General features: G+C 46.7%; 11 protein-coding genes. 1 reads left to right on the top strand and 10 read right to left on the bottom strand.

The genetic code is table 11. From position 1 onward, the window contains the following. Positions 1 to 2: 2 nt before the first annotated feature. Together NIASO_RS10605 and eno are read right to left on the bottom strand one after the other, a co-directional pair. On the bottom strand, positions 3 to 386 hold the full coding sequence (locus tag NIASO_RS10605) for an FtsB family cell division protein (protein ID WP_008585662.1): 384 nt from the start codon (positions 384 to 386) through the stop codon (positions 3 to 5). Positions 387 to 502: 116 nt separating this feature from the next. Beyond that, positions 503 to 1795, bottom strand: a complete 1293-nt coding sequence (gene eno, locus NIASO_RS10600; RefSeq protein WP_008585660.1) for a phosphopyruvate hydratase — start codon at positions 1793 to 1795, stop codon at positions 503 to 505. A 318-nt stretch (positions 1796 to 2113) separates the two neighbouring features. Between eno and pncA the strand changes: the two genes are divergently transcribed. Continuing rightward, positions 2114 to 2710, top strand: coding sequence for a bifunctional nicotinamidase/pyrazinamidase (pncA, locus tag NIASO_RS10595; protein ID WP_008585659.1), 597 nt, complete (start codon positions 2114 to 2116; stop codon positions 2708 to 2710). 265 nt (positions 2711 to 2975) lie between these two features. Here the strand turns inward: pncA and NIASO_RS10590 are convergent, their stop codons facing one another. The 8 genes from NIASO_RS10590 to NIASO_RS10550 form a co-directional block, all read right to left on the bottom strand. After that, positions 2976 to 5387 carry a TonB-dependent receptor gene (locus NIASO_RS10590; protein WP_008585658.1) on the bottom strand — a complete coding sequence of 804 codons (2412 nt, stop codon included), beginning with the start codon at positions 5385 to 5387 and terminating at the stop codon, positions 2976 to 2978. Between the two features lie 545 nt (positions 5388 to 5932). Then, positions 5933 to 6772 (bottom strand): ThuA domain-containing protein, encoded by an 840-nt coding sequence (locus tag NIASO_RS10585; RefSeq protein ID WP_008585657.1) that lies wholly within the window; start codon positions 6770 to 6772, stop codon positions 5933 to 5935. A 141-nt stretch (positions 6773 to 6913) separates the two neighbouring features. After that, complete coding sequence (locus tag NIASO_RS10580) at positions 6914 to 8155, bottom strand: DUF6807 domain-containing protein (protein ID WP_008585656.1); 1242 nt, start codon at positions 8153 to 8155, stop codon at positions 6914 to 6916. Position 8156: 1 nt separating this feature from the next. Then, complete coding sequence (locus tag NIASO_RS10575; RefSeq protein WP_008585655.1) at positions 8157 to 9554, bottom strand: putative oxidoreductase C-terminal domain-containing protein; 1398 nt, start codon at positions 9552 to 9554, stop codon at positions 8157 to 8159. Further along, positions 9555 to 10973, bottom strand: coding sequence for a Gfo/Idh/MocA family protein (locus NIASO_RS10570; RefSeq protein WP_008585654.1), 1419 nt, complete (start codon positions 10971 to 10973; stop codon positions 9555 to 9557). Between the two features lie 223 nt (positions 10974 to 11196). Then, complete coding sequence (locus tag NIASO_RS10565) at positions 11197 to 13077, bottom strand: RagB/SusD family nutrient uptake outer membrane protein (protein ID WP_025298873.1); 1881 nt, start codon at positions 13075 to 13077, stop codon at positions 11197 to 11199. An 11-nt stretch (positions 13078 to 13088) separates the two neighbouring features. Continuing rightward, a complete protein-coding gene (locus NIASO_RS10560) occupies positions 13089 to 16223 on the bottom strand; it encodes a SusC/RagA family TonB-linked outer membrane protein (RefSeq protein ID WP_008585652.1) in 3135 nt (1044 codons plus the stop codon). Positions 16224 to 16639: 416 nt separating this feature from the next. Continuing rightward, positions 16640 to 17209: an RNA polymerase sigma factor gene (locus NIASO_RS10550; protein ID WP_008585650.1), complete on the bottom strand. Its 570-nt coding sequence runs from the start codon at positions 17207 to 17209 to the stop codon at positions 16640 to 16642. Positions 17210 to 17376 lie beyond the last annotated feature (167 nt).

Genomic DNA, 17376 nt, shown 5'->3' with positions numbered 1-17376 from the left:
GGCTATTCGGCCTGTTTTAATTTGGTATTGTTGTCTTCGGTAAGGAAAATGTCCTCATTATCCCGTTTCATCTTGTATTTTTCGCGGGCCAGTTTTTCAATGGTGGCCGGATTGGTTTCCAGATCAGTTTTGATCTTATGCAGGTCAACCAGCTCTTTGTTGTAATGCTCTTTGCTTAGTTCCAATCCATTTAACTCTCTATGCCGCTCAATAGTGGTGAATAAATCGTTTTTATCCAGGAACAACATGATTGCTGCAAACCCGACCGTTGCCAGGAAAAACCGGTTGGTTAAGAACCGCGAAATTTTACTTAATGCTTTCCGGGGCCTTTTGTGAACTACCCGGGCGGGTTCTTTTTCAGGGACAAAGTCTACAAATTCTTCCATACAGGAATTAATTTGAAAATTTGAAAATGCGGCAATTTGAAAATGCTGCCATCAGCACTGATGTACAAGTGAGTGACACAACGAAGCTGATAGCAGCACTAAAGCCGACCTAATAATTATTTCTTACCAAATTTAATCTTTCCTTTTGGATAAACCGCGCTTTCGCCCAATTGTTCCTCGATGCGGATCAGCTGGTTGTATTTTGCGATACGATCAGTACGGCTTGCTGAACCGGTTTTAATCTGTCCGCAATTTAACGCTACCGCTAAGTCTGCGATGGTGGTATCCTCGGTTTCACCGCTCCTGTGGCTCATGATGGTATTATAACCATTGTGCTGCGCCAGTGTTACGGCATTAATGGTTTCAGTAAGGGTACCGATCTGGTTTACTTTTACCAGCAACGCGTTGGCGATATCTTTGTCGATACCTTGTTGTAAACGGGTTACGTTGGTTACAAACAGATCATCACCTACCAGCTGGCATTTGCTGCCCACAGCTTCGGTTAATGCTGCCCAGCCTTTCCAGTCGTCTTCGGCCATACCATCTTCGATGCTGATGATCGGATATTGTTTTACCCAGCTAGCCCAGAACTGTACCAGCTCATCGCTGCTGAGGGCCTTGCCGCTACTTTTATGGAAAACGTATTTTTTCTTTTTAGCATCCCAGAGCTCGCTGTTAGCAGCATCCATGGCGATGGCGATCTGTGACCCAGCTTTGTAACCCGCTGCATTGATAGCGGCCAGTACGGTTTCGATCGCTTCTTCATTGCTTTGGATATTGGGCGCAAAACCCCCTTCATCCCCTACGTTGGTGCTGAAGCCTTTTTTCTTCAATACGGTTTTTAACGCGTGGAAAATTTCCACACCCCAGCGCAGTCCCTCGCTGAAAGAAGAAGCGCCTACGGGCATGATCATAAATTCCTGGAAATCGATCTTATTATCTGCGTGCGCACCACCATTTAAAATATTCATCATGGGGATGGGTAATGTTTTGGCATTCGTACCGCCCACATAACGGTATAAAGGCAATCCTGCTTCTTCCGCTGCCGCTTTGGCTGCCGCCATACTTACGGCCAGCAGGGCATTAGCGCCTAATTTTCCTTTGTTAGGGGTGCCGTCCAGTTCGATCATTAACTGGTCGATACCGGTTTGATCCGCTACATCATAACCCAGCAATGCCGGAGCGATGATCGTATTTACGTTTTTAACTGCTTTCAGGGTTCCTTTTCCCAGGTATTTTTTCTTATCGCCATCCCGCAGTTCTACTGCTTCGTGAATGCCTGTGCTGGCGCCACTGGGAACGGCGGCGCGGCCTAAAGCTCCTTCGTCTGTTAGGATATCCACCTCGATAGTTGGGTTACCGCGGCTGTCTAAAATTTGTCTTGCAAATACCTCTGAAATGTAGCTCATTTTTAAAAATTTGATTTAGTGGCTGCAAGTTAACTAATCCTTTGCGTAACGGGAACACTGTGGAGGGGGAAAATGTAAAATAATAAATAAGAAATGAGAAATGTAGAAGGAATGCGGTCCTGTTGGGGTATCGTGGGGGAAAGGATAATTGGTAACGATTGTTAGTTTTTGGAGGGGTGAAAAGTCAATGGTCAATGGTCCATAGGAGTGAATGGGAAGTAGCAAGTAGGGGTTGTGAATGCAAGACGGCTACACAGAGGTCTAAATACTGAATACTAAAATCTGAAATAACTATCTTTCCGTTTCAAACGAAATACCATGAAATGCCTGATCATTGTGGATATGCAGTATGATTTTTTGCCGGGGGGTGCCCTGGCGGTGCCCGGGGGAAATACGCTCATACCGGTAATCAACAACCTGCAAAGGGAGTATGACCTGGTTGTGGCTACGCAGGACTGGCACCCGGCGGGTCATAAAAGTTTTGCTTCGCAACATCCGGGGAAAAAGGTTTTTGCTATTATTGAATGGAAAGGCGGTAGCCAGACGCTTTGGCCCGATCACTGCCTGCAGGGAACGCGGGGGGCGGAGTTGCACAAGGATATCGATCAGCATAAAATTGCGGCTATTTTTCGTAAAGGCATGGATCCCGGAATAGATAGCTACAGCGGCTTTTTTGACAACGGCCATTTAAAAAGCACGGGGTTGGGAGCTTATTTAAAAGGTTTGAATATAAACGCAGTGGATGTGTGCGGCCTGGCGGCCGATTTTTGTGTTTATTTTACCGCGCTGGATGCTTTGGAACTTGGGATGAAAAGTACCATTATTGAAAAGGCTACCTTGCCGATTGATGCGGTGCGCTTTCAGCAACTGAAGGAGGCGTTTGTGGAACGGGGAGGGGAGGTGAATAGGAAATAGTCAATAGTTCGTGGTTCATGGTTGGGTTACAGGTTACAGAGTTCAAAGTTTAAGGTTCAAGGTTGGGTTAGCGTTTGGCATTGTTTATCGATCCTCGATCCTTGATTCTCGATTCTGGCTTAGGTTTCTTTTGAAACCAGCAAAATGAAACCAGAATCCAGTATCAAGTGACCAGTGATCAGTATCAAGTAACCAATAACGAGCATCCGTTATAAAAAAGCCCCGCAACATTCATTGCAGGGCTGGCTTGTTTTGAAAAAGCTCATCAGAACTTAAATGCAGCAGTTACTACAAAATTCCGCGGGGGAATGGGATTGATGCTGTAGTTTTCGTGGACGTAATAATTATAAGTGTTGGTCAGGTTTGCCAACTTGGCCAGCAACGACCATTTTTTATACGTGTACCCGGCGGTAACGTCGGCAGTTACGAACCCTTTTACAGAAAACAAGCGATCATTTGCGGTGCCGTTGTTGTCTGTATAAGTATTGTTCCAACCGGCATTCCGGTCGCCAATGTAATATATACCGGCTCCGAATTTGAGCCCCTGCACCGCACCGCGCTGAACGGTGTAAAAAGCGGTCATATTGGCTGTGTGGGCCGGACTGTTGACGAGGCGTTGTCCTTCTACATAACTCCCGGATTTACCGGATGTTTTCGTGTAGCGCATATTATTGTAACTATAGCCTGTCATAATATCCAGACCCGTTACCGGTTGTGTACGCACATCCACTTCAATGCCATCGCTGGTCGTTTGCCCCGAAAGCTCCTTAATATTTGAATTGGAATTGGGGTTGCCGTTCGCATCGGTCGGCGCCATTTGTGCCAGGTTGTTATTAACGATCCGGTACAGCGTCAGGTTTGCACTTAAACGACCTTCCAGCAGATCATTTTTAACGCCCAGTTCAAACTGGTCGATGATGGATGGTTTTATTGCATTATTATAAATATCGGTTCCGGTATTGGGGCTAAAAGAGTTGGCATAACTTGCGAAAACCGTAGTGGTGGTCGTGGGCTGATATAATAACCCCACCCGTGGAGAAAAGGCTTTGTTGATCTGTATTTTCCCCATTACCGTTTTATTGCTCAGCAACGAATCCGTTTTTGTAGCATCGGCCTGCTGGAACGACCAGCGCACGCCGGCCAGTAATTTGAATTTGTCGGATAGTTTCACCAGATCCTGAACGTAGGCGCCGAAACGTTCTGTGGGAACATGAGCTTTGGTGGCCCATTGCGCGGCGGGGATATCGGTTCTCCGGGTATACATACCCGGGTCAAATACATTAATGGAGTCGTAGATCTTGCCGTTGATATCTGCGATATAATTGTTTTGAATATATTTTTCCGCATCAGCGCCGATCAGCAGTTTATGTTCCAGGTTGCCGGTAGCAAAATTGCCGTTCAGATTTGCTTGTGCAGCATAATAGTCTTCATTATTATTGTTTTTGCCCAGGGGGCGACGGAATTTTCCTTCCGAGTTCAACTGCACCCGCTCAATTGCATAGTAGTCGCGCTGGTAATTTTGATAGTTTACGCTGGTATTTAACTGCCAATGCTCGTTAAAACTGTGTTTGAGCTCGGCAGAGGCGGTTGCCTGCCGGGTTTTGGAATATTGCCAGGGGGTGCCGAAAAATGCAGAACGGCCTACATCAGCAATTAGTTTACCCCCGTAGGTGGAAGGGGAGGCGCTCAGCGTACCGATGCCGAAATCAGGTGTAAAATCATGGTGCAGGTAATCGCCCTGAACTAATAACTCCGTCTTTTTTCCTAGTTTGAATAAGAAAGAGGGATTGAAATAATAGCGCTCCGAATGAACATTATTCCGGTAGCTGTTGGCTTTTTCATAGGTGCCATTCAAACGAAAAGCCACAGATTTGCTGATCGGGCCAAAAACATCAATAGCGGGTTTGTACAGATCGTAACTTCCTGCGCGCATGCTCACCTCGCCGCCGTAATAAAATTTAGGTTTTTTGGTGATCATATTTACAACAGCGCCGGGGGCCACGTTTCCGTAAAGAATAGCCGCGCTTCCCTTCAACACCTCTACACTTTCCAACGAGCTCATTTCCGGCATTGCTCCGCTATTAAGCCGGAAACCATTTTTGAACGTATTGGTGCTGCCCAGGCTGTAGCCACGTGCGTAAAAGGCCTCCTGGGTATTACCGCGCGTGGTGCCCAGGTACATACCGTTTACGTTCTTGATAACATCACTTAAGCGTTGTGCCTGCTGATTTTCAATGGTTTGCTGTCCGATGACAGTTACCGCCTGGGGCAGATCCATAATGGGAATGCCTGCTTTGCCAACAGTGGCGGTGCCCTTATTGATGCTGCCGCCAATACGCACTATAACTTCGTTAAGTTCCCTTGTTTTTAAAGGCAGATTGTAACGGGTGCCTTCGCTGTTAACCGGAGGCACAGTTACGGGCACTTCCTGGCTGGTAGCGCCCTCAAAGGAATAAATAAGCAGGTAATTGCCAAAAGGCATATTCGTAAATTCAAAGTAGCCGGTTTCATTGGTCACGGCATGTTTTTTTGATCCTTTGATCGTTACATTTACATTGGGAACCGGGTGCCCCTCGGGGGTGGTGATCACTCCTTCAATATTCCCGGTATTGGTTGTTTGAGCATTTACAGCCACAACTCCGATCCATAACACAATAAGCACTAAAACTTTTCTCATTTCTTTCTGATTTCGGCCGCGAAGGAAGGCTAAAAATAGTTGCCGCATTTTCTAAATGCGGAAAAACCGTTTACGAGATCGGGAAAAAAATGGGGGTATACACCAAAAGGGCATCTTGCCGAAAAATATACGACAATGAAAGATCTGCTTAAAGAAACAGTGCAATGAGGGGCTTGTACGACAGGGGCGACCCGTGCTATTACTGTACCTGTACTAGTCCCACAGGTCCTCCGGGCCGCCCGAAAATTGATGTAAACCTAAGAAGAATACAAACGATTCGAAATCGAAGACTCCGTACAGCAACAGGTAATCTTTTTGCGTTATTTAATACGAATTGTTTCGCATATATTTGAGTGAATAATAATTTGAACCCGTTAACTGAAAAAAACATTAATCGCCATCCTGGTGTTAGCAATTTCAAACGCCTTTTCCCAATCGGCTAATAAAGTCTTCACTTCTGATATCGATAACTTTTGGGTTGCTATCCGCGGTATTAAATCGTTTGAGCCTTTAGTTTAAGGTTGCATGTAACCGGCTAAATATCATCAAAACCTTACCTCCTCATCCCGCTGTGCGGCATAGGATTTTTTGAAATCAATGGCTTTTACCTGGCTGGCTATAAAGCGGATGCCGCCCAGAATATGATTTAAATAAGTGGGATCACTGTAATCTTTTTTATCATGCCCCAGGGTGGTAACCCAGGTGTGACCGCCGTCGAACGCGTATTCCCAGGTGTTCGGGTAAAAATCGCCGAAAGTGCCGCGGTTCTTTTCCAACGCTGCTTTTTGTTGGGCATTGGTAGTATCGATGGTGCGCAGATCATGCACCATTAAAACCCTGGGGCCGGGATACAGCTCTTTGGCAAAATAACATTCATCTCCTTTTTCCCATACTGCGGGCGTACCTTGCATAGAAGGATGCCGGCTATCAATAACCCTGACCGTAAATTTCTGGAACCGGGCATGCCAGGCAAAAGTGCCGCCCAGCATCATTTTGAACCAGCGCCAGTTGCGTTCAGTGCCGGTTACGGAATGCAGGCCCACAAAACCGCCGCCGGCTTCAATATAGCGCCGGAAGGCGACGCGCTGTGCATCGGTATTGAAAACGTCATTATTGGTACTGGGGAAGATCAGCAAGGTGTACTGTTGCAGGTTGGCTTCTGTCATTACTGCCGGATCGGCGCTGGTATCGACTTTGAAACCATATTGTGTGCCCAGTTTTTGAATGGCTTTTACTGCAGACGGAATATTATCATGCACATAGCCCGTTCCATTTTTTGTATAGACCAGCACTTTTACCTTTTTCCAGTTTACGGTTTGGGCGTTGGATAGAGGTCCTGTTGCAAGGGCCGTGATCGTAAAGAGTATTGCTAAAATTCTTTTCATATTTTAAATTAACCAGAGTAAGAGATTAAAGCTCCCGCAGATAGCGCAGATGTGCCGCAGAAAAAACAAGATCAGCGAACATCAGCGAAAAAAATCTGCTGGAATCAGCGGGATACCTAAAATTATTGATCGGACATACGTTCATTTAAAACTAACCGTTGGCGGATGTGCGAACGACTGCCAGGCTTCTTCCGCTTTTTCTTTCGCCAGTTGATTATTGAACACCAGGAAACGATATTTTAAAATATATTGTTTGCCCGGTTCCAGCAACCAATCTTTATTCTTGGTAGGCGAGAAATTAAGAAATACATCGCCCCGGTTGTTCATGTTTTCCGGCCAGATGCGCAGCGGTTCGGGATAGTTGTAATTTGCCGGATAGCTCATCATTTCCAACCCGCCATACTGTTTGTTTAATTGTCCTTCCGCAACACACCAGCGGGCGGTACTGCCATCGGCTTCTTTACGGTTCTTTCCTTCTGAGGTGAATATAGTGCTGTTATCCTTGTTCCAGGCCTCGGTGGCACGGATGCCCAGACCGCCATAACGGTATTCCAGCAGTTTTACCGGACTGGCACTGGCACAGCTCAACTGAACGGTAATATCCATTATATAATAGGCGTCATTATCTTTTTGCTGGCGATAGATCTTTACGGTTTGTAATTCGTTGATCGCATTTTTTTCTGATCCGTCTTTTTTAAAGGCGATGTGCTGATGCAAGGTTTGGTAACCGGCATACACAGGGCCATCGGCAATAGATGCAAATCCCGCGAAGCGTACCGTGCCTTTACGATCTTTCAGGTTCCAGAAATCAACGGTATCTTTTTCAAACAGCACATGTGTCCAGGGATTCCACAGCCCCCAGTGGTGATAATGATCCGGCGCATTAATGCGCGTCAGCTCTTCGCCATTGGGCGTCCAGAGGGGATGAATAAAGCCGCTGCGCTTATAAGCAGTATCAATACCCTTGGGCGGATAAACCGTTTCGGAATGATAACGCAGTAATTTTTTATCGCCGCTCATGATGGTCAATGCACCGCCTTCAAGAGGTGTTTGCAGCGATGGAGCGAAATTTTCTCTTTTTCCCTTTACCAATTCATAAGAGCGCGTAGCCACGCGGGCGGGCTCTATCAGCCAGCATAACCGGCGCCCTTCTTCTGTTTCGATCTGAAATGGAACCGCTGTTTTTTTTCCGCCGGTCGTTTCAAAAAGCTGCAGGCTGCTGTCGGGTACAAAAGAAACCGCATCCAGGTTAATGCTCATCGGAATGGAGAAGTTTCCTTTTCCGGTGGTATGTACCTGCCAACTACTGATGCGCTGCGCCTGTAGGGATGACAAATTTATCATCCCTACAAAGAACCCTGCTAAAAATATTTTTCGGATCATGTTATTTTTTTGTTGCTGATTTTTTTGCCAGCTCCAATGCAGCAGTGGTCGTGAAATATTTGGTGATCATATTAGGCACTTCCCAGGCGGGTAATTTCTTTTCTTTCAGGAACTGCAGATAGTGCTGCATCACCTGCCCGAAATGCGCTTCGTGCCCTGTGTTATATTTCTCCGGAACTACGGCCTGCCATCCTTTTGCCGTTTTCTTTATGGAAACACCAGGATACTTAGCCTGCAGTGTTGCCATAGCGTCAGTAAGATCTTTTTCGAAGCTGGCATCATTGCTTTTAACCGGTTCGATGTACAGTGTAGGTTTGTAATTTTCTTCCAGGCCCTGACGGATGGTTAAATTAGCCCGCGTGCCGCGCAGCGCTGAGTAATACGTATCTCCCGAACCTGCCGGTGCTTTATAATCCCAGGTAGCCGTGATCTTAATATTGATGCCGCGCAGCTTATACTGGAAGGAGCCATTGAAATAGGTATTTAAAATAGTGTCCTTTGTTACGTTTTGCTTCAGATAATCAGGGAACGCCGGTTGCTTGGTTATTTCAGTAAACTGGCTTAAAGTAAGGGGAGTGGTCCAGTGTTTTGCCGAAACCAGTTCCACATCTTTCTGGTAATCCAGCGCCTGGCCGGGGAAACATTCGATCTGTGCCAGGTCTACCAGGTGCGTGGATACATCGGCAATGCCTTCGCCCTGCTGGGTTACATCAAAAAACCAGGCCGGACGCTGCAATACCGCGCCGGACACGGATTTGTATAAAAAGTGAACGCTCGATTTGGTAACCCCCGGGTTGTCGGGCGTACCTTTTTCCTGGGTGCCAAATACCTTCTGCATCTGTGCCAGCTCACGTTGCAGGGTGGAGTTGATCTCAAAACGCTCTGTCATGATATCATAGAGCAACACCTTTTTTTCCGCGGCTTTTGCAAAAGCATTTTTTATCAGTTCAAATCCCGGCTGGTCGATCGCCATGGGTTTATCAGCCAGCACGTTCATACCCGCATCTATTGTGTTCAAAACGTATTCTGCCTTCTTCTGGTTGTTGCCACTCATCACCACCAGATTTCCCTTTTTTTCCTGGATCATTTTTTGAAAAAAATCGGCGCCGGTATATACATTTTCTTTCCAATGAGTGGGATTCGCTGCCCGTGTATTAAAGGCTTCGATGCGTTTTAAATGCAGGTCCAGGTCTTCACCTGCAGGGGCATATACATAAACATTGCTATCCACATCCGGGTACATTTCTTTTTGTACCAGTGCGGCGTGAAAGTGGCCGGGGTCGAGGGTTATAATGGATAGCAGTTTCTTGTCGCCTTGCTCATTTTCTTTTTTGGTGTCGTTACTTTTACAAGCGGCCAACATCGCCAGCAAGGCAACAGGGAGTACAATTTTCTTCATCTATTTCTTTAATTTATTTAATACATAATTTGTTCCGTAAGGATAACGCTGCGGTCTGGATAGTAATTTGTTTGCTTCAATATTATTTTTGAATACTTCCTTTTCCGGATCCCAATATAATTTGGTGCCCATTTTCATGGCCGCATGCGCGATCAAACAGGCGCTGCAGGAGCGATGGGCCACTTCTGCCGGACTGATCGTTGGTTTTTTATTGAGGATACAATCGATCCAGCTCAGGTGTTGCTCGCGACTTTCATACAAATGGATCTCATTGGGTTTGATCACAGAAGTAAGTATATTCGGATTACTGGCATTGAAGGCTTTGTTTTGCCCGCCGGAGCCCGGGTCGCTGGCGGTAACGCCCACGTTACCGCGCGAAACGAAGATCCAGCCCTCGGATCCCTCAAATTTAACGCCGTTGGGGTTTTTGCTGTTGATGTGCATGGTTACACCGTTGGCATACTTGGCGGTCACTTCATAATCGCCATGTACATTCCATAAACCTGTTTTGGGGAATTGCGCCGTGCCTTCAATCTCTATGGGACCGGTCAGTTCCGTATCCATGCCCCAATGCGCAATATCGATATGATGCACGCCCCAGCCGGTGATCATGCCCGCGCCGAATTGTTCCATGCGCAGCCAGCCCCCGCGGGATTCAATATCTTTTTGATTATGCACCCGGTCTTGCGTATAATAAATATAAGGAGTGGACCCCAGCCACAGGTCATAGTTAAACCCTTCGGGGATGGGCATTTCCGTGGTGTTGCCCCCCGGTGGATCGGCCGGCAGGCCCACCTGCACGGAGTGTAATTTGCCGATGCGGCCATTGCGCACCAGTTCGCAGGCTTTTTTAAATTGGGGCCAGGGACTAACGGAACGCTGCTGACTACCCAATTGAAAGGTTACGCCCGACTGGCGCACCACGTTGCTCATGGAGCGGCCTTCTTCAATCGTAAGCGAAGTAGGCTTTTGCAGGTAGATGTGCTTGCCCGCCAAAGCCGCTTCCATGGCGGGTTGCGCGTGCCAGTGATCCGGTGTGCTGATGATAACGGCATCGATATCTTTATTTAACAATAACTCCTGGTAGTTGTCGTACATTTTTATATCAATGTAATTGGCCTTCCCGGTTTTCTTTTCGTACCAGCCTTCGATCCGTTTTTTTCCCGCTTCCAGTCTATACCGGTCAGGATCAGCCATAGCTACAATACGTACCGCCTCATGCTTAAAGGTTTCTACCTGGTCATGCGTCATGGCGATACGGCCACAGCCGATCTGCCCGACGTTAACCTTATTGCTGGGGGCGTCCTTGGTGAAGAAAGACGATGGAACGATCATGGGGGCTTGCGGGAGCAAAAAGGCGCCGGCGGTTAGTTTAGCGGAGTTCTTTAAAAAGGATCTTCGGCTTTTTAATCTGGACATATTCCTGAATTTACAAGTTAATCGTTAGGCCCAAAGAAGCACTGAAATGTCTTTGGTTCTGTGACGGAGCGTTACAGTCTGTCTAAAATAAGCAATTTAGTTGAGAGGACGGCCCGATTTTTACTATAACGTTTGAGTGCTATAAAAAAGGGCCACTCCTGTTGGAGCAGCCCTTTATAATTGAAATGAATCCTTATTAAACGATAATCGTGTAATTTATTAATTATGGTACCGGAACAGCTTTTACATTAAGCTCTGCACCGGGGTAACCGATATTCTGATTGATGACGCCGTTTACATTTAAGGTGATAGCTGCTGTAGGTATGGGCCACAAAATATGATGTACGCTTACTTTGTACTCGGCCCATTTATGTTTTACGCCGTGATTATAAAAATTGCTCCGGCTTACTACCCGGTCGTACCAGAAATTGATACCCATCTGTTTTACATTGGCGCCGGTACCTCCGGGGCCGCTTATATTATCCAGTTTATATACGCGTCCGCCAAAGATCTCGCAGGGCTTACCGGTTTTAGCGTAGGTATAGGCGATACGTACCAGCTCAATATGCCGGTTTTCTTCATAATACAACTCACGCGCTCTTTCGTCCAGTATTTCTCCGATGTTTATATCGGCCGCTGTGAGCGGGGTGGCGCCTGCCCGGGTACGTACTTCATTCATAGCAGTAGCGGCCGACCCCAGGTCATTCTTCCAGTAATAGCATTCAGCCAGCATCAGGTATACTTCTGCTGAACGGTAGATATACCAGGGGGTTTGCCCACCGGCCCAGGAGGTTTGTAATGGATCGGGAACAAATGTTTTATAATGCGGCCAGGGGTACCAGAGGCGGATGGTATCTTCCACGCTCATGGCGGCGGGCTTTACAAAGTGCTTGGCATACCAGGGACTTTTGCCTTTTAAACTGGGATTATTGTACAAGAGATCCTCCATCCGCCGCCAGCTATCGTGGTTATAAGGCCCACGGAGGTCATTTCCTTCCTTATCGGCTCTCCATATTTCATTGGTGGAGTACCAGGTGGGACGCAGGCGTCCGATACCACGCCCGTAGGTTTTGTTCAGGTCCAGGCTGTCCGGTGTACCGGCTGGCGAAGGAGAAATGGTGCCGGTTAAACCGTCCGGGGTTTTAATACCCCCTGCATTCCAGTAGGGTACGGCATTGCGCATGATCTGGATGCGGTCATTGGGTGATCCGTCTGTTGGTTCTGCATTGGGATACGCCACTACATACATGAGGCCTTCCGTATTGGTCATATCCAGTTTGGCTTCCACGCTGTGCAGGTCAAACATTAAATTCGTATGGGGCTTGCTTTGATTGGAGGTGAACCGGTTTCTCATTAACGGGTGGGCGACTACAATTTCCTTACCCACGGCAATGGCGCGGTCAAAATCAGTCAGGGCCATGCATACTTTCATCAATAACACGCCGCAGGCGCCTTTTGAAGTGCGGCCGCGGTCAACATTATCCGGCACCCACTGGTAGGCAAATTCCAGGTCTTTTTTAAGACGTGCCAGAATGCTCCAGCGGTCATTGGAATAGAAATCATCCTTGGGATGGTCTAATACGTGTTCCACAAAGGGTACGTCCCCAAACTGGTGTACTAATTTAAAATAGCGGTATGCTCTTTGAAAATAAGCGGCGCCCAGGATGGCATTTTTTTCGGCCTCGCTTTTGAACTTTGCATTGTCGATATTGTCGATCACGGTATTGGCATATTTGATACCATTATAGCCTTCGTTAAAATACCAGCCTACTTTTGTAGTATTGGTATTGTTGAGGTCTGCATCGGGCAATAATGACACGTCCATATCCATTTGCGGGCCGGCCTTATCGGTGGTGCCTTCAACAGCCACTTCAGACTGCATAATTTCGGTAAGTATAGGCGCCGCATCGCCAAAATATTCATGCCGCATATTCCGCTCACAGGCGGTAAGCGTTGAATAAAAAGCGCCAGGGTCTTTAAGGGTAACGCCTGGCTCGTACAGAGAAAGCGGTTTGGGTTGCAGCCATTCTTTATTACAGGCTACCAGCGAAATTGCCATCAGTGAAACGGGCAATAATCTTTTATATATAATAGATCGATTCATAGTACTAAATATTAGAGTGTCAGATTAAAGCTTAAATTATAGGTGCGGGGGGTAGGGGCTCCGCCGGATTCGGTGTCCCCAAATTTCCAGTAGGGCGACCAATACAGGGCATTACGAACGGAAGCCGAAATGCGCAGACTCTGTGCTTTGATGGCCGTTAACCAGGACTGGGGAACAGCATACGAGAGCGCAACATTATCAAGCCGGATAAAGGACTGGTTTATATAATTATCACCGAGGTTTTTGGAACCAATGCGCGCATAATCATTAATAGGATTATCAACCGTCCATCTCGGCTGCATATAGTCGGTGGTCCGGTCCGGGAAACTATTACTGTTAGCCGCCCTGTTAAAAGTGCCGTATTCACCCCAGTTGGCATAAACAAAAAGCGACAGAGTTAACCGTTTGTAGTTGATGTCGTTTCTCCAGCTCCAGCGGTACCTTGGGGTTTTATATCCCTGAAAGATCTTATCCGCATTGGTCAGTACGCTGTCTCCGTTCTGATCTTTATATTTAAAGTCGCCGGGCTGATTGCCGTACCGGGCAGCTGCTCCCGCTTCGCTTACCTGCCATACGCCAACGCGCTCATAGTTCCAGTAACGGTCCGGGTCCTGGCCAATGAACCAGCCTTTGGTAAGATCGTCTGCCTCCCTTTGCCCGATCACATTCCCACTGGCATCTCTTATAGTCATCGTGTTGCCGTATAGATGGAGAACCCTTCTGCGGTTGAACATAAAAATAAAACCGCTGCTCCAGTCAAAGTCTTTTTTCTGAATAATGATCCCGTTCAGGCTTGCTTCAAACCCTTTATTATTCATCTGGCCCAGGTTGGCTGCCACACTTGCAAAGGCCACAACCGAAGATAAGGAGCGGTCTACCAGCAGGTTTTTGGTAGTGGCTGTATACGCGTCAATAGAACCACTCAGCCTGTGATGGAGCACTGAGAAATCAATCCCGACGTTATAGGATTCTTTGGCTTCCCATTTCAGATCCAGGTTGGCCATACGGCTTACATACAACTGCGATGCAAGGTATACCACGCCACTTTGATTGATATAAGGATGCAGCGCAGAGGTCATATTCGCCAGGGCCGAATACTGATCGGAAATATCCCGGTTCCCGTTCTTTCCCCAGGAAAGCCGCAGTTTGGCATAGTCCAGCCATGAGGATGTATTTTTCATAAATTTTTCTTCCGACAGATCCCAGGCAAAGGCCAGGGCCGGGAAGGTTGCCCGGGGGTTCCGGGCGCCAAAGGCAGAATAGCCATCTCTTCTTATAGAAGCGGTCAACATATACCGGTCTTTTAAAGAGTAGAAGAGACGACCCATCAGGGCGTCCCCGGTTTTGTACGTATCATTACTGGAAGCATGCGGAACAGTTGCTGCTTGTAAACGATGGTAGCCCAGGATATCACTGGGGCTATAAGCAGTTCCCGTGGCATCGGTCTCCCAGTATTGTCCTTTTTCTGCGTTTTGCAGCAGGGTGACTTCGAAATTATGGATGCCATAACGTTTTTTCCATCGCAGCACATTATCGATCTGCCAGTTAAAGGTTTTTTCAAACTCACGTTCGCTACTGCCGCCGGCTGCCGCCCATGCTTCGTTTAGAGAAGATTCATGATTATAATACTCATGCCATACCAGGGTAGGGGTGTAATTGGTCTGAAACTCAAATCCATAAGGAAGAGTAATGATACCATAAAGGCTTGAGTTGATGGAAGTGGTAATATCCTTACGATCGCGGTACATATTATCGTAAAACGGGTTTACCGGCGTGGCATCGCCGGTGGGCAGACGTTGGTAAACGCTGCTGGTGTCGCCGATATTATTAGAACCGTAGGGAGAGATTCTGGTCATCTGCTCCCAGTCTGCTTTCAGGAAACCTTCGTTCCGGACAGAAAAATTGGTATTGGCGCCCACCTTCAGGAAGGACGCTACTTTTGATTCGAGATTCAGTCTTGTACGAAAATCTTTAAAACGGTCGCCGGTAATAATCCCTTTGCGGTCTACATGGTTCAACGAGAAATAATAGCTGGAATTTTCGTTCCTGTTGGAAATGGCTGCAGTATAATCCTGCTGAAAGCCCCGCTGAAAAACAAGATCCTCCCAGTTGGTAACTCTGTTATTCAGGTAGTTGTCTATTTCCGGACTTTTCAATTCCAGGCGGCCTAACCAGCTGCGGAGCAATTGTTCATCCGTTACGGAAGTTACCGGGGTTTTCTGGTCGTAATTGTACCAGTCTAAAGGTTTCACATTGGCCAGTTTACGTGGGTCTACAAACATCTCAGGATATTTCTCAAGATAAGCGGTGGTCTTTCTTCCTACTTCATAATCATAACGCCATTGCAGGAATTCCGGTGCGTTCATGATCCGGGGCATATTGGCATTTTCCACAAAGCCCACATTGGAATTAAAGGTGATCCGGGGTTTGCCCGCAATACCTTTTTTGGTAGTGATCAATACCACACCGTTAGCAGCCCTGGCCCCGTATACGGCCGTGGCGCTGGCGTCTTTCAGGATATCGATTGATTGGATGTCATTGGGGTTCAGGTCTGCAAAAGAGCCGTCAAAAATTACCCCGTCTACTACATTCAGCGGGCTGCTGCTTGCTTTTAGCGTACCAGAACCTCTTACCAGTAAAGAAGCATCTGCCTTAGCGCTGTTGCCCTGGCCAATAATAAGGCCAGCAGCATTTCCCCTTAAAAGATCCTGTACGGACCGGGGCGCTTCTTTTTCCAGCTTGGTGGCCTGTACGGAAGCTACCGCACCGGTAACATCTTTCCGCTTCGCCGTGCCATAACCAATTACTACTACTTCATCCATTCCAAGGGTTTCGGCAGTAAGGCTTATCTTAATATTGGCATTGCCACTAATATCCTTTTCCTGCGATTGATGCCCGGTAGCGGTGAATAGAAGCGTTGCCTTAGTCTGTTTGGAGTGCGGCACGTGAATGGTAAAGGCCCCGTCCTGGTTCGTTGAAGTTCCTATTGTGGAGCCTTTAACCTGAACAGTGACACCCGGCAGTGCGGTGCCCGCCTGGTTAGTAACAATGCCGGTAACAGTCCAGTTGCCGTTCTGACCCAGGGCTGTGGAGCACAACCCGATAATTGTCAGAAATACAATAATCCAGTTTCTACAGTGGTACATAGTCTGATTTGTTTGGTTTAAAAATTAAATATTCGATATAGCGCTATGCTCTGTTTTTGTGGCAAACAGGGAAACCTGTTTACTTGGGAAACAAAAAACATTTCTCGGGAAATACAATCGTCATTAAAGATTACATTTCGCATGCGCAAGCAAAACAAATGTAAGCATTGCGTTGATAAAGTGCCCGCAAAAATATTGGTGATTTGCGAAAACGTTGTAGGCGATCGTGCCGGCGCTCTCAGGAGCGTTTTTTAGCTATAATTGATTGATATTCAATAAAAACCGCTCCAATTTTTGGAGCGGTTGAATTAGGCGTCATCTTGTAACAACCGGTTGGTATTCGGCAAAATAAATTCGAAGAATGGTAATAGATCGAATTCCTTTGTTCCATCTGGAGTTACAAGATGACATTCTCTTTATTTGCCGGTCATCATTTTCCGGAGATTGAGCAAGCCGTAACGCATTCTGCCGAGTGCTGTATTAATGCTGCACCCGGTAATTTCAGCAATTTCTTTAAAACTAAGATTGGCAAAATGACGCAGAATGATCACTTCTCTTTGTTCTTCGGGCAACTGCTTCAGCATGTCCTGGGCTTTACCAATGTTTTGAACCGCAATGATCTTCTCTTCTACATTCTGTTCGGTACAATTGATCGTATCCAGCACTTCATGATCCACACTGCTTTTGGTAAAAGGGATGCGCTTTAATTTTCTGAAATAATCCACACACAAATTATGGGCAATACGCATCGCCCAGGGCAAAAACTTGCCTTCATCCTTATACTTGCCGCTTTTCAGCGTTTCTATGATCTTTATAAAAACGTCCTGGCAAATATCCTCGGCATGGTATTTATCCTTTACTAAGAAAAGGATCGCATTGAAGAGTTTCTCCTGGTACCGGTTCAATAATGAATCCAGTGCCGGCGTATGTCCTTTTGTGAATAGATTTATGAGCTCGTTATCAGTCTTCTTTAAGTAAGTTAACATTCTTTCAAAATTGTTCCCCGATCTTTTGGATCTGCATTTTTAAGACAAAAACTTATTTCAATAACCTCCGAATTTACCCTCTCTGCACACTTTTTTCCTATCCCAGGGTAAACGAGTGGTGCGAAAATAGTCGTTTCAACGTTTATTGGCGGTCATATTGGTGCAAA

Source organism: Niabella soli DSM 19437 (assembly GCF_000243115.2).
Taxonomy (GTDB): domain Bacteria; phylum Bacteroidota; class Bacteroidia; order Chitinophagales; family Chitinophagaceae; genus Niabella; species Niabella soli.
Note: the sequence above shows the minus strand (reverse complement) of the source record. Positions and strands in the feature narration are given on the sequence as shown.

What these genes read in the sequence shown, in the direction of transcription:
- pncA (WP_008585659.1), top strand. Translation starts at nt 2,114, where the DNA reads ATGAAATGCCTGATCATTGTGGATATGCAGTATGATTTTTTGCCGGGG.
- NIASO_RS10575 (WP_008585655.1), bottom strand. Translation starts at nt 9,554, where the DNA reads ATGAAGAAAATTGTACTCCCTGTTGCCTTGCTGGCGATGTTGGCCGCT.
- NIASO_RS10570 (WP_008585654.1), bottom strand. Translation starts at nt 10,973, where the DNA reads ATGTCCAGATTAAAAAGCCGAAGATCCTTTTTAAAGAACTCCGCTAAA.
- NIASO_RS10565 (WP_025298873.1), bottom strand. Translation starts at nt 13,077, where the DNA reads ATGAATCGATCTATTATATATAAAAGATTATTGCCCGTTTCACTGATG.
- NIASO_RS10550 (WP_008585650.1), bottom strand. Translation starts at nt 17,209, where the DNA reads ATGTTAACTTACTTAAAGAAGACTGATAACGAGCTCATAAATCTATTC.
- NIASO_RS10580 (WP_008585656.1), bottom strand. Translation starts at nt 8,155, where the DNA reads ATGATCCGAAAAATATTTTTAGCAGGGTTCTTTGTAGGGATGATAAAT.
- NIASO_RS10585 (WP_008585657.1), bottom strand. Translation starts at nt 6,772, where the DNA reads ATGAAAAGAATTTTAGCAATACTCTTTACGATCACGGCCCTTGCAACA.
- NIASO_RS10560 (WP_008585652.1), bottom strand. Translation starts at nt 16,223, where the DNA reads ATGTACCACTGTAGAAACTGGATTATTGTATTTCTGACAATTATCGGG.
- eno (WP_008585660.1), bottom strand. Translation starts at nt 1,795, where the DNA reads ATGAGCTACATTTCAGAGGTATTTGCAAGACAAATTTTAGACAGCCGC.
- NIASO_RS10605 (WP_008585662.1), bottom strand. Translation starts at nt 386, where the DNA reads ATGGAAGAATTTGTAGACTTTGTCCCTGAAAAAGAACCCGCCCGGGTA.
- NIASO_RS10590 (WP_008585658.1), bottom strand. Translation starts at nt 5,387, where the DNA reads ATGAGAAAAGTTTTAGTGCTTATTGTGTTATGGATCGGAGTTGTGGCT.